Here is a 23,376-nt window from a genome sequence, read left to right as displayed (position 1 = left end):
GTTTCCTTTTTTTTTGATTTTATGGATTAAAAGGCGCGGCTATCCAGCCACTTTCGACTTTTTCTAACAATACCACTTTGGTTCCCTGCAAAAATTCCTGCTGCTCGTCACCTGGCTCCACCATGACATAATGCTTTTGATTAAACTCATCGACTAACGAGGCTTGAGCGGCACTCCCTTTGCGGGCTTTACCCACGGTAATGGTAGCAACCTTACCGGAAAAGCCACTGACTGAAACGGCAGAGGATTCGTTTTTCGGGACGATTTTCGCAATAATATCGCCGCAGGTGTGAGTGATTATCAAGGCACAAAATAAGGCGGTAGGTTTGGCCAGCCAATACAGGATTTCAACATTAAACGAACTCAACACAACGTAGTTGTAGATAAGTCCACTTAACCCGAAACTGGTCAGTATTAGAATTAGCCATACCAACAGGGGAAGACGATCCAAGCACAGCCAGCCCAGTAATGAGCTCAGCCCACCGGAGCTGACATCCGCATCCATATCGGCATCGACATCGAATCCGGTCAGATCGTCAAGCAAGGTCATGACACTGGAGCCAATGACCAGTGCAACCCCTTCTAACAGTGCTAAACCGAAGACTATGGTTAAGGCGACTGTAAACGCAAAGTTTACGTCGTTAAGTAAAAAATCGAACAAAAGAGAATCCTTTCTTATTTTTAATGATTTAATTTACTGCATTGTTAGTATCCATGCCAAGCAGTTTTGGTGTATTTAACCGTTTATTAACATGCGCTTGGGTGACAGTATTTTACATCCATGAACGTGGCTTGTGCTCAACCTGATAAAGTACCGAGTCGGCGAGTTTTTTTGCGAAGCCTTCGGCGATATATGGCACGGTAAATGCACCGCTCGCCAAAATAAATTGCACCGATGCCAAGCCATGTTTTTTTTGCCAGATACTCTGTTTGATTCGAATTTGTTGCAGTTTATAGGCTTCAAAAACATGATAATCGACGCCAAAACACCCTTTGCGAATGTAAGTGAAGTGACCGTCGAAATTAACCCCCCAGCGCAGATACCGCATATAAATGAGCAGGCTTGCAAAGCCACTGAACCCAAGTACTAAAGTCAGTAAACCGTAGTTGCCATTGCTCACAAACAATGCGGACAGCGGTGTTGCAAGCAAAAATAACAGGCCATAAAAGCGAATTAAATAGCGTTTGCTGATCCGATGAAAATGAATGCGACTCAATTGATTGTCAGGATAGGCATCATTGAGTAAATCTTGTCGTTCACTTGGCGTAACCGACGGCACGATTATTTTATTGGTACCTTCGGTTATTGACGGTTGTCCCTGTTGCCCATTGTTAGAGCCGCCAGAATTAATTTGTTCAAATTTAATATTAATACGGTTAAATATTCGGTCCAGCCAGTCTTGCTGACAGGTGATCATTTGTAGTCGTGAGCGTGGCATAGTGATTTCGTGACGGGTAAACAAGCCACTGCGACGTATATATTTACCATCGACTTTGCTTAGCGTGTAACCAAAGAACGTGATAATGGCACCGACCACGGAAAGCAGCGACATCAAGGCCATCACCACCAGAAATATGACAATAACACCTAAACCCAATTGCCATACCGGCGTTGAATCGGCATAAAATATTTGGATCGAGTCGATGCCCTGAGCTTGCAGCTGCTCGGGAAGCCCTTCGGTGATATTGTCGATAAAGGGTGCCAGGGCACCTAGAACAATCCATACCCGATTGTTGGCGATACCATGTAAAACCAAATCCTTTAATGCGCGCGAATTAAGTAGGGTTTCCTGGGGCACACCTTGTTGTGGCTGGCCTGCAATGTCAATATCGTCCGCATCTACTTCAACAATCGCAGCTGCGCTGGCACCCGTAGCTTTTTGGTTGAGGATTTCCCGGCGCAATTGCTCGGCAAACTGGCTTTGCAAGGCGGCAATGTTCGCTTCTTGCTGCACGGATCCGGCACTGTCGAGTTTCAGAGTAGCGAACCCGAATGGTCGGTAATACCAAGGATGGCTGACTTCGACATTTTGAATTCGATTAAACGGCAGATTGACGTATTTCTTGGAAAAGATTCCAGAGCGAATTTCGATATGGTTTGCCGTTAGTCGGTACTGGAAGAACCAGTAGCTTAAGATGGCATTAACCAGGATCAATACAGCCAAGCCGATGGATAAAGGAATGGCCGCCTGTGGATTTTTTTGGATCTGGTTATAACCGACCAAAAGTGCAGGCAATAAATAGGCAAGATTGCCTACAAAACCACGAATAAAACGCAGTGCGTAAAACATTACCGCGATTGGCGAGATACGATGCCATTCTTTGGTAGATTCATTTGCGGCAGGACGCTCGGAATGCGGCGTATTATCCGTCATTGCTGCCACCCTTATGGGACAGAATAAATTGACGGATGGCTTGAGCTTTTTTCAGCTCTAATCCGGGGATTTCAAAGGTATGCATGGCGCCACCTGCACTGAACACCTGTAATTTTGCCAGCTCAAAGCGCCGATCTAATGGTCCACGCTTTAATTCTACATGTTGAATTCGAGCGATTGGCTGGGTGATCACTTTGCGAAACAGTAACCCACTTCGATAGGACAAATCCTGTTCTCTGAGTGCATAAGCTTTGATGGGCTCAGCGAACCACAGATAGATAAAGTACAGGAAAAACACACCCGAAAGTATGCTAAATATGACAGTCAGAACCGGACTTAGAGCTTCCGGCAACAAACCTTTCGGGAGGCTGACTAAGATAACCAATAGCAAAGGGAAAAAAAGTGACCACATTGCGCCCAGAATACGGGTGCACTTTATGTGAGTCGGGGAAATGTATTCAAAATCGATAGCATCAATTGTGGGTAGTTGCGCATCATGCAATTGCGTATTGCTGTAGTCAGTCGTCAAACTCGGGCTCCTGAAGTTGAGTAACTATGTTTGCTAAGTGATAACCGAACATCAAAATTTGCTGGGTAACCAATTGAACTCGTTCAATTAACTCATGGCAAAGCTGAAAAATCAATCGCTTAAAAACGCTGGCACTGTGGATACGATTTTATGTTTCCTTTATACTCAGCCTTATGGGCAAAAATATCCACACACATACAGCATTAATGATATTGATTCTGGTGACCTTGAGTATGACACTTGCTAGTGTTTCCAAGGCTCAGGTTCATGTATGTGCGCCAACTCCAATGATCCAGGATAATCACGCCAGTCATAACAGCCATTCGTTAGAAGATAGCCATGCGACACACTCAAATGGCTCACATTCAAATGGCTCACATTCAAATGAAAATCCGCACAGCCAGCATAGCGCCGATTCTTCTCATACGCCGATTTCTGATAGCGAAGCGATGAGCGACCATAATATGCCCTGTTGTGATCCTGCAACCATCGCATCGTCAGTATTACAAAATCATAATCCATGTGGGGATTGTGATATGCAGCCCTGCAGCTCATCGTCTGCAGTAATGCCTCTGACGTTACTGAGTCTATCGCAAACGACGGAAAGTCGGGTGGTTAGTCAGTTTATCCATCGTCCTCCGGCGCCAATTAAAGAGTGGCTAATTCCCCCCATCAAATAAACCCTGAAGCGAATCAATTTTTATTTTTCAGAGGTTATTTATGTCTCCATTTAAGTCGTTATACGTCGGTTTTTCCGGTTCGTCCCCTGGTTGGTGGTCGAAATCCAACTTTAATTTAGTGGGCAATAGCAAAACGATGCTGTTGTGCCTGATGTTGTTAATTCCCGCGCCTTTTGGGCTTGCTGCACAATCTTCTCATCCGTCTGAACCGCACAACCAACAGCAACAGCAACACCAAAACCAAGAGCAGAATCAACAACTGCCGCAACAGAACGCTCAACAACTGAGCCAAAATCTGGGATCCGAAAAAGTGCAATATATTTGCCCTATGCACTCCCATATCGTTAAGGATCACCCCGGGAAATGTCCGATTTGCGGCATGGATCTGGTGGCGAAAACCGTTCAGGGAAGTCGAGACCTTTTACCATCACCGCAAATAGAGATTTCTGGCGCTATCCAGCAGAATCTGGCATTGACGACAGCACAAGTGAATCGCAGCGTGCTTTGGCGCTATATCGAAACCTTTGGTTCTATCGTTTATGACGAGCAAGGTCAGCGGCATTTGCACCCGAGAGCCAGTGGCTGGATTGAAAATTTGGCGGTAAATACCCTGGCGCAGCCGGTGAAAAAGGGGCAATTGCTTTATGAAATATATTCTCCGGATTTGTTGCTGGCCCAAGACGAATATCTAAGCCTGTATCGCGATAAAAACATTTCCGATGCGCTTAAGCAGCGTGGTCGTACTCGGTTAACTCTATTGGGGATGGATGATGACCTAATCGATAGAATTGAACGGGGCAATCAACCACTGTACCGAGTGCCATATTACGCTCCAACCAATGGTATCGTCGCCAATCTTGATATTCGTCAGGGTATGTATGTAAACCCCGAAAATGAAATTATGATGCTGGCGGATCCGACGGCACTTTGGGTCATTGCTGATGTGTTCGAGCACCAGATAGACTGGGTGAAAACCGGTAAGTGGGTCGAGTTTGATCTTCCTGCCCTGGGTATTTTCGCCGCAGAAGGCGAGATTGAATATATCTACCCAGAACTGGACGCCAATACCCGTACTTTAAAGGTCCGTTTGTCATTAAAAAATCCAGATGGGGTGTTTAAACCCAATATGATTGCTAACGTTCGCATTTATGGTGGTGCGACAGAGCCTGTATTAAATATTCCCCAGCAGGCGCTTATTCAAACCGAAAAACAAAACCGGGTTGTGGTGCAAAAAGATGATTCTACCTTCGCAATTGCCAGTGTTACTGTGGGTATGATTACGCAAGGGCGCGCTGAAATCATTGCCGGTTTGGAGGAAGGTGACAAGGTTGTTACGTCCGGACAGTTTTTAATCGACTCGGAAGCGAATATTCAAAGCAGCATGTTGCGTCTCAATGATCACCATGATGACAGTGCACCCTCAGTCAACGCCTCTGGCGATTCACATCAGCATCATTAAGGAGGCGTAAATGAGTAAATTAATCGAACTCTCGCTACGTTTTCGCGTGCTGGTGATAATTATCGCGCTGATTGCCGCGGTTTGGGGCTTTCGTGCCATGCATACACTGCCGCTCGATGCTCTGCCGGATTTGAGCGATGTTCAGGTGATTGTTAAAACACCATATCCTGGGCAGGCACCGGAACTGGTCGAACAGCAGGTGACCTATCCACTGTCTTCGGTAATGTTATCTGTGCCCGGGGCAAATGTCGTACGCGGATTTTCGTTTTTTGGCGACTCCTATATTTACATTATTTTTGATGAAGGCACCGACCCTTACTGGGCGCGAAGCCGAGTGCTGGAGTATTTGCAGCAGGCGAATAATATTCTGCCTGATGGTGTAACGCCTACTCTTGGACCCGATGCATCTGGTGTTGGCTGGATTTACCAATATGCGCTGACAGCCAATGGTAGCAACTACAATTTGGCCGATCTCAAATCATTGCAGGATTGGTATTTGAAACTTGGCTTGCAATCAGTACCCGGGGTCAGCGAAATTGCCACCGTCGGCGGGATGGAGCGCACCTACCAAATTATTGTTGAGCCGGCACGTTTGCTCTATTACGGCCTAACCATAGAGCAAGTGAAACTAGCGCTGCAATCGGCCAATCTCGATACCGGTGGCTCGGTACTTGAGTTGGCAGAAGCCGAATACATGATCCGCTCAAAAGGATATTTGCAATCCATTGCGGATATTGAAGAAACCGCATTACCAATCCAATCGGAGCAGTTTTCCTCGTTGCGAATCAAGCATATCGCCACGGTGCGTGAAGGGCCGCAAATGCGCCGCGGTATCGCTGAGTTAAACGGCGAAGGCGAAGTCGTTGGTGGCATCGTGGTAATGCGCCAGGGCGAGAATGCACTTGCAACAATTACTAAGGTTGAACAGCGCCTGCAAGAGCTGAAAGCCGGCCTTCCGGATGGTGTTGAACTGGTTACCACGTATGATCGCTCGGCATTAATCGAGCGTTCGGTAACAAATTTGCAAGTAAAGCTCTTGGAAGAAATTCTGATTGTGGTGTTGGTGTGTTTTGCCTTTTTGCTTCATGCCCGCTCGACATTGGTTGCGGTGATCTGCCTGCCACTGTCTGTACTGATCGGCTTTATCGTTATGAATGCCCTGCAGGTTAATGCCAATATTATGAGCCTTGGCGGGATTGCCATTGCAATTGGTGCATTAGTCGATGCAGCCATTGTGATGGTGGAAAACCAGCACAAACATCTGCAGACGTACCATGATATTCATCAACGCTATCCACAGGGGAAAGCGCACTGGCGATTAACCATGGCAGCGGCAAAAGAGGTTGGCCCGGCACTGGGTTTGACCTTGCTGTTAATTACCATCAGCTTTTTGCCGGTATTTGCTTTGCAGGCACAGGAAGGCCGGTTGTTTACGCCGCTAGCGATGACCAAAACGTTAGTGATGGCAGCCGCGGCATTGTTGAGTGTCACTTTAGTGCCGGTGCTGATGGGCTACTTTATTCGCGGTAAAGTACCCGATGAACACAAAAACTGGTTAAACCGAGGCCTTACCGCCCTGTATCGACCTTTATTAAATCTGTCATTAAGTTTCCCAAAAATCACCGTCGTTGTGGCGGTTGTGCTGGCGCTGTCCAGCGCTTACCCCGTCGCCAACATGCAAAGCGAATTTATGCCGCAACTCGAGGAGGGGGATTTATTATATATGCCCACGACTTTGCCCGCGGTATCGATCAGTAAAGCCGGCGAAATTCTGCAGCAAACGGATCGCTTAATTCGCACCGTACCAGAAGTTGCGTCGGTATTTGGCAAAGTCGGCCGAGCTGAAACCGCAACCGATCCTGCGCCGTTAACCATGCTGGAAACCACAATCGCGTTAAAGCCTAAGTCGCAATGGCGAGCAGGGTTTGAGCTTGAGGATATTATCGCGGAACTGGAAACTAAGGTGCAGTTTCCCGGCGTCAGTAATGCCTGGGTGCAGCCGATAAAAACGCGGATAGATATGCTGACCACTGGGGTAAAAACCCCCTTGGGTATTAAAATATCAGGCCCGGAGATAGAACAGCTTGAGAAACTTGGGCAAGACATTGAGGGGGTGCTGGCTACCTTCCCGCAAACCTTATCTGTCTATGCGGAGCGCGCAGAATCGGGTCGGTATATTGACATTAAACCGGATCGACTCGCAGCGGCTAACTATGGATTAACCATCGAAGACATTCAGCAAGTGATAACCTACGCCATTGGCGGTGCGAACATCAGCGAAATGATACTGGGGCGCGAGCGTTATCCGATAAATCTTCGTTATCCGGCGCGCTACCGACAAAGTGTCGAAGACTTAAACAGCATTCCGTTTGTTAGTCCTAGTGGCGCCAGACTTACTCTTGGGCAAGTGGCCAGCGTTAATATATCCCAGGGACCCGCGTTAGTGAAAAGTGAAAATGGTCGGCCAATTGCCTGGGTGTTTATCGATATTGATGCGGATACTTCCATCAGTGAGTATATCGATATCGTGGTTCCTGAGTTGAATAAGCTGAAGCTACCTGCAACCTACAGTTGGAGTTTTGCCGGCGAGTACGAATATATGCAGCGCGTAAATAACGATTTAAAGTGGTTGATCCCATTAACATTGTTATTGATTTTTATTCTGCTGTATTTGATCTTTTCTTCATTAAGACAATCATTGCTGGTTTTGTTGACGTTGCCGATCGCACTTTCCGGTTCGATTTGGCTGGTGTACCTGCTCGATTATGCTTTTTCCATCGCCTTAGCTGTGGGGATGATTGCCCTTGCTGGAGTTGCGGCTGAGTTTGGGGTAATTATGTTAATTTACCTGAATCAGCAATTTAACCGGGTGCCTGCACAAACCCATACAAGTGCAAAAGCTGCGATCCGTGCCGGTGCGTTACTGCGAGTCCGGCCCAAAGCGATGACGGTATTGACCATTATTGCCGGGTTGTTGCCGATAATGTTGGGTGGCGGCAGCGGTAATGAAGTGATGCAACGCATTGCGGCACCTATGATTGGCGGCATGCTATTAAGCCCGCTGGTGTCGATGTTTGTGATCCCCTGTTGCTACTTATTGCTGTATCGACATCGGTTTGCCGGGCAAAAATCATTGGCATTGGACGAAGAGCGTGAACGGGTGAGTCCAGGCTAAGTGATATTGGCGCCGTATTCACTGAACAGACTGTTTCGCAAAGGGAGTCACGACAGGGAATAAGTGTTGAGAATCATTTATTCCCAATACTTGGCTTTGTATGGAATAATTGTTCCTTGTTTTTGTCGTCAGTCGTTGGTATAACCTAAGCCATTGTTTTTTCTTTTATCATACTGTTGAGCGAATGGATCAGACCGCGCCGCAAAAAAATCCGAACCTGGCGACTTTTATTGGTAAAGTCGCCGATTTTCTTGTGTCTGAACAGGTCATTGACGATTACACGCGCCGCTATGCTTATGGCACGGATGCGTCGTTTTATCGCCTGGTCCCGGAATATATTCTACAACTCGATTGTCTCGATGAGGTGCAGCAGGTTTTGGCGCTCGCAGATAAATTTACAATCCCTGTGACTTTTCGCGCCGCCGGTACCAGTCTTTGTGGTCAGGCCATTACCGATTCCGTATTGATCCTGTTAAGTGATAATTGGCGCGATTATCAGATTCAGCAAGACGGTGACAAAATTAAGCTACAACCTGGTTTGATTGGCAGTCGCGTGAACCAGATTTTGAAACCGTACGGTCGAAAAATTGGCCCGGATCCCGCATCCATTGATAGCTGTAAAATTGGTGGGATTGCCGCCAATAATTCTTCCGGCATGTGTTGTGGCGTTAAGCAAAACTCTTATCACACCCTCGCGGATATTACAGTGGTGTTTGCCGACGGCACGGTGTTGGATACCAGTGACGAGCAAAGTTGCCATAACTTTATTAATAAGCGCCCTGCTTTGTATCAGGGGCTGCTCCAGCTTGCCGAACAGGTCGAACATGACAGCGAATTGCAGGCGCTAATTCGCCACAAATATCGCCTTAAAAATACCACAGGGTATGGCATTAATGCTCTGCTTGATTACCAGGATGGTATCGACATCATTAAACATTTGTTGATAGGTTCAGAAGGTACTTTAGGGTTTATCGCCGACATCACTTACCATACGGTTGTTGATCAGCAATTAAAAAGTGCCGCGCTATTCCTGTTTAATGACATTCATCAAGCATGTGAACTGGTTTCAGCGCTTGCGCCTTATCCGGTTGATGCGGTTGAGCTTTTAGATAGTAAATCGTTGCGAGCAGTTGCCAGCCACCCGTTATTGGCGGGACAAATCGATGATTTTCCCGATGCTGGTGCGGCACTTTTAATTGAAGTTCAGGCGAATGAACAAGACAGCCTGAACCGAAAAGTTGATGATATCTCCAAGTTAATCCGTAAGACTAATTCGTGCTTATTTTTCTCCCTCGACTTTAGTCTGGATGCAAGCCGTAATCAGCAGCTTTGGAATATTCGCAAAGGAACCTTTCCTGCGGTCGGTGCGCATCGAGAGACAGGCACAACCGTTATTATTGAAGATGTGGCTTTTGCGGTAGAGGATTTAGCAACGGCGGTGCTAGCGCTGCAAAACCTGTTCGCTCAGTTTGAATATAATGAAGCGATTATTTTCGGTCATGCATTAGATGGCAATTTACATTTTGTTTTCACTCAGGCGTTTAATACCAAGGAACAGGTTGCTCGATATCAGGCATTTATGGATGCCATCGCTAAACTGGTTGTGGACCAATTTAATGGGTCTTTAAAAGCGGAGCATGGTACTGGCCGCAATATGGCCCCTTTTGTACGTCAGGAGTGGGGTGACAAAGCCTATCAATTAATGCTGAACATTAAAGCACTGTTTGATCCCAACAATATCTTAAATCCTGGGGTCATTATTAACGACAACCCCAGCGCCCATATTGAAAACCTTAAAGCCATGCCAGCAGCCGATGAAATTTTAGATCCATGTATCGAATGTGGCTTTTGTGAACCGGTTTGCCCGTCGAATGGCCTGACATTAACGCCGCGCCAGCGCATTACCCTGTGGCGCCGTATCGCCGAATTAAAAACGCTGCTTAACGACTCGAATGTTCAGGAGCATCAGCGCCAGCAATGGCAACTGCAATTACAGCAATTGCAAAAAGATTACCCGTATATGGCCATCGACACCTGTGCGGCCACTGGATTGTGCGGCGTGCGCTGCCCGGTCGATATAAATACCGGTAATTTTGTCAAAGCATATCGCCAGCAACAATTGTCCATGTCACCGGTAAAACAAAAACTGAGCAGGCATCTGGCAAATCGATTTGGACAAACGCAAGTTTTGGCAAGGTGGTCATTAGCGACACTGGATAAAACCCGCGCGCTGCTGGGCGAAAAAACATTAACCGCAGCTGCTAAGTTGTCCAATACCTTATCGTTTGGGGTAATTCCCGAATATCCTGGTAATCTGCCAAAAGCCGAAACAGCTCTGGATGCAGCAACGTTAATGTCTTCATCTTCGGTTCAGATGCAGAAGCAAGAGCCTTTAGCTAACAAGAATCAGCCATCAGCTATCAAGAATCAGCCTTTAGCTAACAAGAAACAACCTTCAGCGAACAAGAAACCGCAAATGGATGCTTTGCATACGCCAACTAAGGTGATTTATTTTCCTGCTTGCAGTGGCCGGATATTTGCCGCAGAGCAAACCGCAACGGATCAACGACCTTTGCCTCAGGTTATGACGGCGTTGCTACACAAAGCGGGCTTTGAGGTGATTATCCCCGACAATATGGATCAGCTTTGCTGCGGTATGCCATTTTCCAGTAAAGGTGACCACCAACTTGGCAAACAAAATGCTACTCAGGTTATTGAGCAACTCGCGACCTTAGCAAGCGGTGAGGACTATTTTGTGATAACCGATGCCAGTGCTTGCGCCTTGCATTTATTTGAACAACAGCAGGATTCAGATGCACCGCTGAAAGTGTTTGAAGCCGCCGAATTTATCAATCAGTTTGTTGTTGAAAAGCTCGATATTGCGGCGATAACAGAACCGGTGATGCTGCATATCACCTGCAGTAGCAAACGGCTTGGACAAGAACAGCACTTGCTTGAGTTGGCCAGACGCTGTAGTGACAACGTCATTGTTCCCGCGGATATTCATTGCTGTGGTTTTGCCGGCGATAAAGGCTTCTTTACTCCGGAATTAAATGCCAATGCCTTAAAGTCACTTGCGGGTGATACACCACGAGGGTGCGAAATTGGCGTGTCGAACGCCAGAACCTGTGAAATAGGACTCACGCAACATAGCCACATCCCCTACCAATCCATTGTCTATTTATTAGATAAAGTCAGTGCATCAAGGGTGGCTGATACAGGGGACGAGCAAAAGGATTCGCAGATTTTCGCTGGCAACTTACCCAAACTCACTGATACTTAACGTAATAACTAAAAGTTTGAATAATAATGAAAAATAATTCTTCTCCAGTTAATGTTTCTCGCGGTATTAAACTCGCTTCACAATTACTGCTTGCACTGTCACTGTCCGCCTGTGTCAGCACTAACCGCGACGTCAACTCTGATTTTCAATCGGAAAACTACTCGTCTCGAGTACGTTTTCTGGTAATGCATTACACCGTGAGTGATTGGCAAAGCTCGCTCACAACACTCACTAAGCCTCCTGGCGGGGTGAGTTCCCATTATTTAATACCAGAGCCGAATGATACCTCCTATGACGAAGGCAAACTTGAAGTGTACCAATTGGTGGATGAAACCCAACGGGCCTGGCATGCGGGTGATAGTCAGTGGGAAGACCGCTATGCGGTTAACGATCAATCAATAGGAATTGAGTTGGTGAACCGCGCCGATTGTAAATATCAGTCAGACAATCCTCGGTTGGATTTTAGCAATGATTATCTATGTGACTATAAAGAATTTTCCGAAGCGCAAATTCAGCTTCTGATTAAACTCAGTAAAGATATTTTAAAACGTCATCCGGAAATTACCCCGACCCGAGTGATCGGCCATTCTGATATTCAACCGAAATGGAAGTCGGATCCTGGCCCTCGCTTTCCCTGGTACACCCTGTATTTAAATGGCATCGGCGCCTGGTATGAGCAAGAGGCTTTGTTTCGCCACTGGCAACAGTTAACCAGTAAAGAACTGCCGGATATTTCGCAAATTCAATGTGCGTTAAAGCAATATGGCTATGGTGTGGAGTTAAGTGGTGTTTACGACGAAAAAACCCATGACGTAATTCGTTCATTTCAATTGCATTTTCGTGCCTGGCAGACGGATGGTATTGCCGATTATCGTACGGTAGCGACATTATGGGCCTTGCTGGAAAAATATTTTCCCCACGCCATTAATGATAAAGGTGAGTTTTTCTGTCATTTTCAGGATGAATTTAAAATCAATCCCGACCAAGGCAAGCACTCAGGCGTTTTTATCACGAACCCCGGTGGGTAGGCCGGGTGGTCAGTCCTAGGGGTTAGCCCTGTTGGCTAATATCGGTTAGACAGATACGATTTCTTTGGAACTGTCGGAGCGTTGCACAGAATATATGGTTCATTAAACTGTGCTTTTGCTGAGCCGATATTATTGGAGCTTTGGAATCTCTCTCCTTATATTGGCGATCACTGCCCTATTTCAGCTTCATCGTTGCAGCGATTGTTTGTTTTTGCCAAATCGCGTATTTTGGCTAAAGGACATTGGACTATCTAAGTAAGTCGTTGTCGCGCACTTCTGCCTATGGTCAATAACTTAAAAGGAAACGCATGAAATACGCCATTTTTGCAATCGCAACACTTTTATCATTCACGGTTAATGCTAGCGGTTACCAATCCGAAATAGATGAATTTTTCAGTCTGTACAAGCAAGGGCAGATTAACCAAGCGGTTGATTCAATCTATAAAACCAACCCTTATATCACCTCAATCCCGGATCAAGTTAAAAACGTAAAAACTCAGCTTGGCGCGGTCGAGGGATTAGTTGGTGCAATGCATGCCATTGAATTGATTGATGCCTATGAAGTTGGTGAAAACCTTGTTCATGTCACCTATATGGGTATCTATGAACGTCAACCGATTCGGTTTGAATTTCAGTTTTTTAAACTGAAAGAAGGCTGGCGCATATTCTCTTTTTCATTTGATGCTGAGGTATTTGATAAAATAGAGCAGCTAGCCAAAGAAAGAGCATTCCAGGCGAAATAGTTGCTACCAGCTTTCGGCAAGCTTAATGCTCTGACAATCATCTCGGTAGTCTCAGAATCGACTTTGTCACTCTGAGGCTAACCGCTGTTGAGTTAGTCTCGTCATCGTAAAAAATCGCGTTAGATAAAATCGTCCTCTCCTGAAAAAGCCAGCCAGTCGAAGTATAAACACCGCCATCCCTACCGTGAGCTAAATAGCCGTAGAATAAATACCGTCATCCTCACGAAAGTGGGGATCTGCACTTTAAGGCTTGCCCCTGCAATTTAGATTCCCTGTCGTGTCAGGGAGCGACAATGTTTTGTCGGGCATCGATGCAATGTATTAACTACCGGCGCCAATTTAAATTAAAATGCATCGCTCTGCTTCTTCTATCTGAACCCGTGATACCCACCAATGTTTCAAATTTAATTACAGCGATAGTATTTAGCTGAAAATTATTCATTTGTTGTTTTTTTTCAAACACCTACCTTATCAAGGTGGAGGGTAAATAATTTCCTCTACAGTGAGTCAGACGCGGCAATCGTATTTTACCTATGTGGATAGTCAACATGATGAAAATTGCCCGCTATACCTTATATTTCCTGCAAATAGAGGGTGATAATTTGTTGTGATTCTGCATACGTATGCAACACTTAAATGCAATACATACGTATGCAGATGTTTGCTCCGAAAGCTTAAATTAACGACACTTACAGCCAGAATTATAATTTTGCCTGAAAATTAAGCAGTTGTTGCAATTGAATTTGTTATGACTGAATTATCGTCCTAACGCTGGACAGATTCGATTACCTAAAGAGAAACGTTTTATTATGGCGACAGCAACGAAAAAACCGTTAACCGCGGCGCAATTCAAAACCAAGGTTCTTCATCATCTGAATTTCACTTCTAGTGAAGTGGATTTCCAGGACAATCCAACAGCCGTATTGCGTGCAGTGTGTCTGGCAGTAAATGAAGTGGTTTATGAAAAGCTTAAAGAAACGAATGCCGCGCATACTGATCAGAAAAGCCGTTCTGTAAACTATTTGTCCCTTGAATATCTAATGGGGCGCATGCTTTCCAATAACCTTCACAACCTCAACCTATTTGAAGTGGCAAATAAAGCTGTTGCCGATTTAGGGTTTGAGCTGGAAGATATTTTCGAAGAAGGCCATGATTTAGCCTTAGGTAATGGAGGTCTGGGCCGTCTTGCTGCGTGTTTCTTAGATTCACTAGCCACCCTGGATTACAACGCAGTGGGTTATGGTATTCACTATGAACACGGTTTGTTTGAGCAACAATTCCACCAAGGTCGTCAAATTGAAACGCCGGATGAATGGCGTGAATATGGCAACCCATGGGAAGTCTGTCGTCCGGAAGCGGTTCAGGAAATCCCTTTATTTGGTTCCGTAGAAACGCAAGCTCAGGTTGATGGCAGTGTTAAGAAAATCTGGCACCCTGGTCAGATCATCAAAGGGGTTCCATGGGATGTGCCGATTGTCGGTTATAACTCTAAAACCGTAAACGTGCTGCGTTTGTGGGAATCTCGTGCCTGTAGTCATTTCGATTGGGATCAGTTTAACGCAGGATCGTATCAGGATGCCCATAGTGCCCAAAATCAGGCTGAGACTATTTCCAAAGTCTTGTACCCAAATGATGAAACCGAAGCGGGTAAAGAGCTGCGTTTTATTCAGCAATACTTCTTCTGTGCATGTTCTATTAAAGACATTATCAAACGTTATCAGAAGCAGTACGCAGATGATTGGTCTGAATTTGCCAATCAAGTTGTGATTCAGTTAAATGATACCCATCCGACCATCGCGATTTTAGAATTAATGCGCACCTTGATGGACGATTATGACTTTAGCTGGGATAACGCCTGGGCGATGTGTCGTAAGGTCTTTGCTTACACGAACCACACTCTGTTACCTGAAGCGCTAGAGAAGTGGGCTGTTTCGATGTTCGAACGTGTACTACCACGTCACCTTGAAATTCTTTATACCATCAATGAGCAATTCCTGAACAATGACGTTGCCCGCATGTGGCCTGGCGATGTGCAGATGCGTGCTCAATTGTCGATCATTGAAGAAGGTCAGCAAAAAATGGTGCGCATGGCACACCTTTGTGTTGTTACTTCCTTTAAAGTGAATGGTGTTGCTCAAATTCACTCAGACCTAGTGCAATCTGACCTATTCCCAGAATTTAATGCCCTGTATCCAGGTAAACTAACCAATGTAACCAATGGCGTCACGCCACGTCGCTGGTTAAAAGCCTGTAACCCTAAGCTTTCCAAATTGCTTGATACGGTTGTGAAAACCGACTGGGCCAAAGATCTTTCCAGCCTTGATGCAGTGTCTGAATATGCGGACGATGCCAAGTTCCAGAAGAAATTCATGGATATTAAGCATGAAAACAAGGTCAAACTTGCCGGTGAAATTAAAAGCCTGACAGGTGTGGACGTGAGTGCAGATGCCATTTTCGACGTGCAGATCAAGCGCCTACACGAATATAAACGTCAGCACCTGAACTTCTTACACATTCTTGGTTTGTACCATCGTCTTCTGGAGAATCCGGACTATGATATGCAACCTCGCGTCTTTATTTTTGGTGCAAAAGCCGCGCCTGGTTACTACCTGGCCAAAGAAATTATTTATGCCATTAATAAAGTCGCTGAACGCATCAACAATGATGATCGCATTCAGGGCAAGCTAAAAATCGTATTTATGCCAAACTACCGTGTAACTTTAGCGGAAAAAATCATCCCAGCGGCAGACGTTTCTGAGCAAATTTCTACTGCAGGTAAAGAGGCTTCTGGTACGGGTAATATGAAACTTGCGCTAAATGGTGCCGTAACGATTGGCACACTCGATGGTGCCAATGTCGAGATCGCTGAAGAAGTGGGTGATGATAATATCTTTATTTTCGGAAACACGGTTGATCAGATCAAAGTGATGCAGGTCGAAGGATATAATCCGTGGGACTTCTATCATGCTGACCAAGAGTTAAAAGCAGTCATCGACTGGTTACGAGGCGACTTCTTTACTCCTGGGAAACCGGGTGAGCTATCGGCGATTGCCCACAGCTTACTTGAAGGTGGTGACCCTTATCGGGTTCTTGCCGATTACGCCGATTATGCCAAAGCTCAACAAGCGTTGGACGAGGCGTATAAAGACAGCAAACGCTGGGCTCGTATGGCAATTTTAAATACCGCTAAAATGGGTAAGTTTACCTCGGATCGCTCAATCCAGGATTATGTAAACAATATTTGGAAATTGACGCCGATTAAGTAATTATCGCAATGGCCGGCACTTTGTTGTCGGCTATTGTTGCTTTACTGGTTGAATTAAAAGATATTTTGTCAAAAGCCGTGGTATTTTTATACTGGGGCTTTGTTGTATCAGCCAAGCAGTAAAATGTGACATATTAGGTTGGTTAAACAAAGTCAGCGGTCGCCATTGAGGTAACCGAACATTATTTGTCATAGATAAATTGAAGGAACAGTGAATAATGCATGAACATAATCAAGCGCTGAGCAACGCACAGCATCCAAATCCCTTTGCGTTTCTTGGTATGCATACCAATGAAAAAGGTTATTTGCAGTTCAATGTATTTATTCCCTGGGCCGAAACCGTTGCGGTTTTGGACAAAGCGTCTGGCAAAGTGATCTGTGCTCTGGAACGAGCCAGTGAACAGGGGTTGTTCCATAAAACGACTCGTCGTAAAAAAGCATTCGCATATCAGCTTCAAGTCACCGTCGGTGACAGTCAGCGCCTGATTGACGATCCATTCTCCTTCGGTTGTGTGCTTGGAGACATGGATACCTATCTTTTTGTCGAAGGACGTCATAAGCATTTGTATCAGAAACTTGGTGCTCATTGTATTGAGCATCAAGGCGTATCAGGTGTCAGCTTTTCAGTTTGGGCACCGAATGCCAGTCATGTTGCCGTTGTCGGTGATTTTAATGACTGGGATGGCCGCTGCCACCCGATGCGAAAATTATTAAATTGTGGAATTTGGGAAATATTTATTCCGCATCACAGTGCTCGCCATCCGGTAAAGGCTGGTTGTCATTACAAGTTCGAAGTCAAAGACAGCGATTCCAATTTGCTACCTTTAAAGGCCGACCCTATGGGGGTTCAGGCGCAATATCGTCCCGATACGTCGTCAATCATTAATGCCGAACAAGCATTTGACTGGGCCGATGAGAAATGGATGACTACCCGTGAGGCGATGAACAACCGCCATGCCCCGATCAGCATTTATGAAGTGCACTTGGGTTCCTGGCAACGGGATGAGCATAATGAATTTCTAAATTATGGTGAGATTGCCAAGCGTCTGATCCCATATGTTCAGGACCTGGGCTTTACTCATATTCAGCTAATGCCGATCAGTGAATACCCATTCGATGGCTCCTGGGGTTATCAACCGGTGGGCCTGTTCGCGCCAACGGCACGATTTGGTAGTCCACAAGACTTCAAAGTATTTATCGATTTATGTCATCAGGCGGGTCTTGGGGTGTTGATTGACTGGGTGCCCGGTCATTTTCCTGTCGATGACCATGGCCTGACTCGTTTTGATGGTACCTGTTTGTATGAGCATGAAGACCCGCGCAAGGGTTTTCATCCAGACTGGAATACCCTGATTTATAATTATGGACGCACAGAGGTTGCCAACTTTTTACGTGCCAGTGCGATGCATTGGTTGGAAAATTATCATGTTGATGGTGTTCGGGTCGACGCTGTAGCATCCATGCTTTATCTCGATTACTCACGCGATGAAGGCGAATGGGTTGCCAATGAGTTTGGCGGCAATGAAAACCTTGAAGCGGTGGACTTTCTAAAAGGATTTAATGAAGAATTGTATGCCGATTTCCCCGGGGCATTCTCAGTAGCAGAAGAATCCACATCCTGGCCAGGGGTTTCCAAACCAACCGATATGGGCGGTCTGGGCTTTGGCTTTAAATGGAATATGGGTTGGATGAATGACACCTTGCAATACATGGGGCGTGAACCAATCCACCGTAAATTCCACCATAATGAGATCAGTTTCGGTCTGGTGTATGCCTTTGATGAAAACTTCGTTTTACCTTTAAGTCATGATGAAGTTGTGCATGGTAAAGGGTCGATTCTTGCTCGTATGCCCGGCGATGATTGGCAGCGTTTTGCCAATTTACGCGCCTATTATGGCTTTATGTGGACCCACCCAGGCAAGAAGCTGATGTTTATGGGGTGTGAATTCGCTCAGCAAAGTGAGTGGAATTATCAGCAATCTTTAGATTGGCATTTACTTGAGCACGAACCCCACCAGGGCGTGCAACGACTGATCCGAGATCTTAATGGCTTGTATAAAAACACGCCTGCCCTGCACCAACAAGATTGCCAAAAAGAGGGATTTGACTGGGTCGATTATCAAAATAGTGAGCAGTCTGTTTTTAGTTACGTACGGTACGGAGAGCATGGCACCAATCCTGTGCTTGTTGTCGTCAATTTTACTCCGACTGTGCAGCGTGACTTTCGCGTAGGCACGCCAATAGCCGGCGAACACAAAGAGATATTCAATTCTGATGCGGGCATTTATGGCGGGAGTAATGTCGGCAATCTGGGCTCGGTGCATTCAATCGACACGCCATGGCAAGATCAGGCGCAATCGATCACCATTACGGTGCCGCCTTTGGCGACTCTGGTTTTTGAGATCATCGGCTAATGCGTAAGTATCGCTCTGGAAGACCTTATCCCTTAGGTGCCACTTTCGATGGCCAGGGCACCAATTTTGCCCTGTTTAGCGCCCATGCCACTAAGGTTGAGTTGTGCCTGTTTGATATTAAAACCGAGCAGGAACTGGAGCGAATTGAGCTAAGCGAATATACCGATGAAGTCTGGCACATCTATTTAACCGATATTAAACCGGGTTGTTTGTATGGTTATCGGGTTCACGGTCCGTATGAGCCGAATGCCGGTCATCGATTTAATCCGGCAAAGCTATTAATTGACCCTTATACCAAGCAATTAAACCGAAGCTTTACCTGGTCGCAGAAACATCATGGATATGATCTCGATAGTCGCCAGCAAGATTTGATTATCGATCATCGTGACAATAGTGATGTGATGCCCAAATGCGTGGTTAGTGAATCACTACAAGGATTGAACAGCCATGTTTACGTTGCCGATAACGACACCATCGTTTATGAAGCCCATGTCAAAGGCTTTACCAAAAATCACCCACAGATAGATGCCGAAATGCGTGGCACCTTTAAAGCGCTTGGGCAACCTGAGTCCATTCAGTATTTTAAAGAGCTGGGTGTCACCAGTGTCGAATTGTTGCCGGTACAGGGCTTTTATGATGAAGCGTTTTTACGGGAAAAAGGCCTGAAGAATTACTGGGGATATAACTCCATCGCTTTTTTTGCCCCGGAACCGAGATATTGTCATCAACATCAGCTGCAGGAATTCCAGCAGATGGTGGAGAATTTTCATCAGGCAGGCTTACAGGTCATTCTGGATGTGGTGTACAACCACACAGCAGAGGGTAATCACCTTGGTCCAACCTATTGTTTCAAAGGTATCGATAACCTTAGTTACTACCGCCTGGAAGAGGAAGATAAACGCTTTTATATCAACCATTCAGGTTGCGGGAATACCTTAAACCTTACCCATCCAAGAGTCTTGCAATTGGTTATGGACAGCCTGCGTTATTGGGTTGACGTGATGGGGGTTGATGGCTTTCGTTTTGATTTGGCACCGATTCTTGGTCGCAAAGATTATCAAGGCAATGACAGCTTTTATCAGCATGCCAGCTTTTTCGCCGCATTGCGCCAGGATCCGATGCTGGCCAAGGTTAAACTGATCGCAGAGCCCTGGGATATAGGTCATGGTGGCTATCAGTTAGGTCAATTCCCCAGCAGTTGGCTGGAATGGAATGATCGCTTTCGAGACTCCGTGCGTCGTTTCTGGCGTGGTGATGAAGGCATGATCCCAGAACTTGCCCGACGTCTACATGGCAGTGCGGATATCTTTGAACACCATGGTCGCCGACCGTATGCCAGCGTCAATATGGTGACCAGCCATGATGGCAACACTCTCCATGATCTGGTCACATTTGAAGATCGCCATAATCACGCCAATGGTGAAGATAACCGCGATGGTCACAGTCATAACTTTGGACGCAATTATGGCGTCGAAGGGGAAACGTCAGACGCGGAAATTAATCAACTTAGACAACAGCAAAAACGCAATATTCTAGCGACGCTGTTTTTGAGTCAGGGCACACCTATGTTACTCGGTGGTGATGAAGTGAATCACAGCCAGCAAGGCAACAACAATGCCTACTGCCAGGATAACGATATAACCTGGCTAAATTGGCAGTTTTTATCTGATCCGGAGTCAGAACAAGGTGTTGTCGATCATGAGCAGCTATTGTTTGTACAAAAGCTGATCCAATTACGTAAGCAACACCCTCTATTAAACCGATTAAATTACCAGCATGGACTAAAAGTTTCCGCGAAAACCGGATTGCAGGATCTGAGCTGGTTTAACTGCCATGGTGTACCCATGGCTGAGGACAATTGGCACAACAGCGCTCTTAAGTGTTTTGCCATGTTGTTGGCCGAAACCCAGGTGTTTGACGCCAGTGCCACTCAGGATCGAGTTCAGGACGATGCGTTATTGATCATCTTTAACGCCCATAAACACATTAGTCGATTCCAGCTTCCGAAATTACCCGGTCGTTGGACCCGCATTATTAATACCGCCGAGCCAGAGCACAGTCTCGCCTGCAAGCTAAATGTCGATAGTCAACAGCCGATAGAAACGGCTTTAATCGATGTCGCGGCTTTCAGTTGCTCGGTGCTAACTTACAGCCAATATGATACTCAGGAATTAAATTTATGACGCCTTTACAACAGTTAGCCGATGTTGTCGGTTTTCACCCTAGTTATAAGGATTGTTATGGCAATATGGTTCACGCTAATCAGCAGGCATTACAGTCACTGCTGCAGGCGATGGGCTATGACTTACACTCGGACGATGCCATTTTGGCAAGCGCTCAGGAATTGAAAAACAAAGCCTGGTTAACGTTGTTACCGGCGATGTCGATGGTGAAATCCGAAGCCGCACAACATACGGTAACTTTGAGTGTTGCCGCACAAGACCTTGAACAATCGATTCAATGGCAAATTACCCTGGAAAGCGGTGAAGTGTTGACCGCTGAGCAGTCTCTGCAGGAATTAGTCAAAGTCGATGAGCAGGATATTGACGGTGTTCTTTATCAAAAGCTGACCTTAGTTCTACCGCACGTTGAAGAAGGTTATCATCAACTGTCGATCGAACTTGATGGCCTAAATTGTGCTGGCCATCTAATCGTCGCACCAAAAACCTGTTACAGCCCGAATGAAGCGGCTGACTATCGCATGTGGGGTCTGGCGGCGCAGCTTTACTCGTTAAAATCCGCCAACAGCTGGGGCATTGGCGATTTTGGCGATCTGAAAACTTTGGTCGAGCAATCGGCTAAGCGTGGAGTGACCGCGATCGGTCTAAATCCTTTGCACCCGCTTTATCCAAATAATCCGGGTCATATCAGCCCTTATTCTCCAACCAGTCGTTGCTTCTTAAATACCCTGTATATTGATGTCACTTCAGTGCCTAATTTTACCAGCTGTCAGTCAGCACAGGACATAGTTAACAGCGACGATTTTCAACAGCAGGTCGTACAAGCCAATAGTCAGGAATTCATTGATTACCCGCATGCTGCGCACCTTAAGTATCAGGTGCTTGAACTTCTTTATCAGGATTTCATCGCCGAGCATATTGCCAAGTCTTCTGACACCGGCGCCGAGTATCAGGCATTTTGTGACGAAATGGGCGATGATCTATTTGAACTTGCCACTTTTGATGCCTTGTATGAGCATTTCCGCAAAATTGACTCTAATGCGTATGGCTGGAAAAAGTGGCCAATCGAATTTCAGGACCCACATAGCCCGGAAGTCGAGCAGTTTAAACTTGAGCATGCTGAACGTATTGGTTATTTCCAGTTTTTACAATGGCAAGCGGATACTCAAATCGGTATGGCCGCAAGTACGGCGAAAGCCAATGATATGCCTGTGGGTTTATATATGGACCTGGCGGTTGGCTGTGATGGCAGCGGCGCAGAAGTGTGGGCCGATAAACATAGCTATGTATCCGGCGCAGCGGTTGGCGCGCCACCGGATGCGATGAATACATTGGGTCAGGATTGGGGGTTAACGCCAATCAACCCGGTTGCCTTGCAAGAACAGGGTTATATGCCCTTGGTCAAAGCCCTGCGCAGCAATATGCGCCACGCCGGAGCCCTGCGTATTGACCACGTGTTGGGTTTGATGCGTCAGTACTGGGTTGCACCAGGTATGGGCGCACACGAAGGTATCTATATCACTTTTCCTCTTGATGAAATCTTCCGCATTATTGCTCTTGAATCACGTCGCAACCAGTGTGTTGTGATCGGTGAAGATTTAGGAAATGTGCCTGATGGATTCGGGGAAATCATGGCCGAATCTGGCTTGCTATCCTATAAAGTGTTGTTTTTCGAACGTTGGGATTCAGGTTTGTTCTTCCGCCCACAGATTTATCCAGAGCAATCAATGGTGACAGTTTCCACCCATGATTTATCGACCATGTCCGGTTGGTGGACAGGTAATGACCTGAAATGGCGTCAGGAGCTAAACTTGTACCCTAATGAACAGATGGGACAGGACGAACGCAATGGCCGGGTTACCGATCGCGAGCAGTTATTAGCGGCATTGGAACATGAAGGTGTATTGCACGCCGATGAGTTCCCGAGCCTGACTCCAGCAACAATGAACAATGCGTTGTCTCGTGCGGTTCAGGCCTTTTTGGCAAAAGCACCAAGTCGGATATTGTTAGTCCCATTGGAAGATGCCCTGGGTCTCAAAGAGCAGGTCAATATTCCGGGTACCATTGATGAACATCCAAACTGGCGTCGTCGCATGCCGATCACGATTGAAGATTTCTGGCAACACATTGATATGCATAATCTGGTCGATGTAATGAATCAAGAACGTCCCAAAGGTTAGTTGGGCAATTATCTCTGAGCCCTAATTTTGTAGGGCTCAGAGTTCAGTTACATTGAACCTGAGGG

At 46.1% G+C, this 23,376-nt stretch carries 13 protein-coding genes; 10 read left to right on the top strand and 3 right to left on the bottom strand.

The window, feature by feature from the left end:
- Positions 1 to 19: 19 nt before the first annotated feature.
- The 3 genes from FE810_RS08595 to FE810_RS08585 all read right to left on the bottom strand — a co-directional run bounded on the left by FE810_RS08595 (position 20) and on the right by FE810_RS08585 (position 2,904).
- On the bottom strand, positions 20 to 661 hold the full coding sequence (locus tag FE810_RS08595; RefSeq protein WP_171022312.1) for an OB-fold-containig protein: 642 nt from the start codon (positions 659 to 661) through the stop codon (positions 20 to 22).
- 112 nt (positions 662 to 773) lie between these two features.
- A complete protein-coding gene (locus tag FE810_RS08590; protein ID WP_138319636.1) occupies positions 774 to 2,375 on the bottom strand; it encodes a PH domain-containing protein in 1,602 nt (533 codons plus the stop codon).
- Positions 2,365 to 2,904: a PH domain-containing protein gene (locus tag FE810_RS08585; protein WP_246037001.1), complete on the bottom strand. Its 540-nt coding sequence runs from the start codon at positions 2,902 to 2,904 to the stop codon at positions 2,365 to 2,367. The genes FE810_RS08590 and FE810_RS08585 overlap by 11 nt, the downstream gene beginning before the upstream one ends.
- Positions 2,905 to 3,137: 233 nt before the next feature.
- Between FE810_RS08585 and FE810_RS08580 the strand changes: the two genes are divergently transcribed.
- The 10 genes from FE810_RS08580 to malQ all read left to right on the top strand — a co-directional run bounded on the left by FE810_RS08580 (position 3,138) and on the right by malQ (position 23,311).
- Positions 3,138 to 3,584: a hypothetical protein gene (locus FE810_RS08580; protein WP_138319635.1), complete on the top strand. Its 447-nt coding sequence runs from the start codon at positions 3,138 to 3,140 to the stop codon at positions 3,582 to 3,584.
- Positions 3,585 to 3,624: 40 nt separating this feature from the next.
- Positions 3,625 to 5,043, top strand: a complete 1,419-nt coding sequence (locus FE810_RS08575) for an efflux RND transporter periplasmic adaptor subunit (protein ID WP_246036999.1) — start codon at positions 3,625 to 3,627, stop codon at positions 5,041 to 5,043.
- A 10-nt stretch (positions 5,044 to 5,053) separates the two neighbouring features.
- Positions 5,054 to 8,218 (top strand): efflux RND transporter permease subunit, encoded by a 3,165-nt coding sequence (locus FE810_RS08570; RefSeq protein WP_138319634.1) that lies wholly within the window; start codon positions 5,054 to 5,056, stop codon positions 8,216 to 8,218.
- Between the two features lie 184 nt (positions 8,219 to 8,402).
- Positions 8,403 to 11,501 carry an FAD-binding and (Fe-S)-binding domain-containing protein gene (locus tag FE810_RS08565; RefSeq protein ID WP_138319633.1) on the top strand — a complete coding sequence of 1,033 codons (3,099 nt, stop codon included), beginning with the start codon at positions 8,403 to 8,405 and terminating at the stop codon, positions 11,499 to 11,501.
- 26 nt (positions 11,502 to 11,527) lie between these two features.
- The gene (locus FE810_RS08560) at positions 11,528 to 12,529 is read left to right on the top strand and encodes an N-acetylmuramoyl-L-alanine amidase (RefSeq protein ID WP_138319632.1); all 1,002 of its coding nucleotides are present in this window, start codon (positions 11,528 to 11,530) and stop codon (positions 12,527 to 12,529) included.
- 308 nt (positions 12,530 to 12,837) lie between these two features.
- Positions 12,838 to 13,272, top strand: a complete 435-nt coding sequence (locus tag FE810_RS08555) for a hypothetical protein (RefSeq protein ID WP_138319631.1) — start codon at positions 12,838 to 12,840, stop codon at positions 13,270 to 13,272.
- Positions 13,273 to 14,081: 809 nt separating this feature from the next.
- The gene (locus FE810_RS08550) at positions 14,082 to 16,538 is read left to right on the top strand and encodes a glycogen/starch/alpha-glucan phosphorylase (RefSeq protein ID WP_138319630.1); all 2,457 of its coding nucleotides are present in this window, start codon (positions 14,082 to 14,084) and stop codon (positions 16,536 to 16,538) included.
- A gap of 217 nt (positions 16,539 to 16,755) precedes the next feature.
- The gene (gene glgB, locus FE810_RS08545; protein ID WP_138319629.1) at positions 16,756 to 18,951 is read left to right on the top strand and encodes a 1,4-alpha-glucan branching protein GlgB; all 2,196 of its coding nucleotides are present in this window, start codon (positions 16,756 to 16,758) and stop codon (positions 18,949 to 18,951) included.
- Positions 18,951 to 21,134 carry a glycogen debranching protein GlgX gene (gene glgX, locus FE810_RS08540; protein WP_138319628.1) on the top strand — a complete coding sequence of 728 codons (2,184 nt, stop codon included), beginning with the start codon at positions 18,951 to 18,953 and terminating at the stop codon, positions 21,132 to 21,134. The genes glgB and glgX overlap by 1 nt, the downstream gene beginning before the upstream one ends.
- Complete coding sequence (malQ, locus tag FE810_RS08535; RefSeq protein WP_138319627.1) at positions 21,131 to 23,311, top strand: 4-alpha-glucanotransferase; 2,181 nt, start codon at positions 21,131 to 21,133, stop codon at positions 23,309 to 23,311. Before glgX ends, malQ begins: the two co-directional genes overlap by 4 nt.
- The last annotated feature ends 65 nt before the right edge of the window (positions 23,312 to 23,376 follow it).

This window comes from Thalassotalea litorea (assembly GCF_005843925.1).
In the GTDB taxonomy this organism is placed as follows: Bacteria; Pseudomonadota; Gammaproteobacteria; order Enterobacterales; family Alteromonadaceae; genus Thalassotalea_A; species Thalassotalea_A litorea_A.
The sequence above is the reverse complement of the archived record's forward strand: the minus strand, read 5'-3'. Positions and strand labels throughout refer to the sequence as shown.

Excerpts from the sequence above, each read along its gene's own strand:
- FE810_RS08550 (WP_138319630.1), top strand. The coding sequence starts at position 14,082 with ATGGCGACAGCAACGAAAAAACCGTTAACCGCGGCGCAATTCAAAACC.
- FE810_RS08555 (WP_138319631.1), top strand. The coding sequence starts at position 12,838 with ATGAAATACGCCATTTTTGCAATCGCAACACTTTTATCATTCACGGTT.
- FE810_RS08575 (WP_246036999.1), top strand. The coding sequence starts at position 3,625 with ATGTCTCCATTTAAGTCGTTATACGTCGGTTTTTCCGGTTCGTCCCCT.
- malQ (WP_138319627.1), top strand. The coding sequence starts at position 21,131 with ATGACGCCTTTACAACAGTTAGCCGATGTTGTCGGTTTTCACCCTAGT.
- FE810_RS08590 (WP_138319636.1), bottom strand. The coding sequence starts at position 2,375 with ATGACGGATAATACGCCGCATTCCGAGCGTCCTGCCGCAAATGAATCT.
- FE810_RS08570 (WP_138319634.1), top strand. The coding sequence starts at position 5,054 with ATGAGTAAATTAATCGAACTCTCGCTACGTTTTCGCGTGCTGGTGATA.
- FE810_RS08560 (WP_138319632.1), top strand. The coding sequence starts at position 11,528 with ATGAAAAATAATTCTTCTCCAGTTAATGTTTCTCGCGGTATTAAACTC.
- glgX (WP_138319628.1), top strand. The coding sequence starts at position 18,951 with ATGCGTAAGTATCGCTCTGGAAGACCTTATCCCTTAGGTGCCACTTTC.
- FE810_RS08580 (WP_138319635.1), top strand. The coding sequence starts at position 3,138 with ATGACACTTGCTAGTGTTTCCAAGGCTCAGGTTCATGTATGTGCGCCA.
- FE810_RS08565 (WP_138319633.1), top strand. The coding sequence starts at position 8,403 with ATGGATCAGACCGCGCCGCAAAAAAATCCGAACCTGGCGACTTTTATT.
- glgB (WP_138319629.1), top strand. The coding sequence starts at position 16,756 with ATGCATGAACATAATCAAGCGCTGAGCAACGCACAGCATCCAAATCCC.